1 protein-coding gene is annotated in these 485 nt (G+C 63.3%); it reads right to left on the bottom strand.

Translation table 11 applies throughout. The features are described from left to right. On the bottom strand, window positions 1–485 hold a 485-nt coding region (locus RAD16_RS40820), incomplete at both ends, for a GTP-binding protein (RefSeq protein WP_458163670.1).

Here is a 485-nt window from a genome sequence, read left to right as displayed (position 1 = left end):
CGAACTTCGCGCCCAGCGACTCTTCGAGCCAGACGATCGCGCGGTTCTCGACGAGGTCGACGAGACCCTTGAAATCACTCTCGAGGCCGATCGGAAGATACAGCACCGCCGGACGGGCGCCCAGGCGATCCTTGATCATCTCGACGCAGCGGTTGAAGTTCGCACCGGTACGGTCGAGCTTGTTGACGAAGCACATCCGCGGGACGTGATACTTCTCTGCCTGGCGCCACACCGTCTCGGACTGCGGCTCAACGCCGGCAACGCCGTCGAAGCACGCGACCGCGCCGTCGAGCACGCGCAGCGAACGCTCGACTTCAATCGTGAAGTCGACGTGGCCGGGGGTGTCGATGATGTTGATGCGGTGATCGTTCCAGAAGCACGTCGTGGCAGCCGACGTGATCGTGATCCCGCGCTCCTGCTCCTGCTCCATCCAGTCCATCGTTGCGGTGCCCTCATGGACCTCGCCGATCTTGTAGGACTTGCCG

It is taken from the genome of Bradyrhizobium sp. 18BD, from assembly GCF_054185225.1.
Note: the sequence above shows the minus strand (reverse complement) of the source record. Positions and strands in the feature narration are given on the sequence as shown.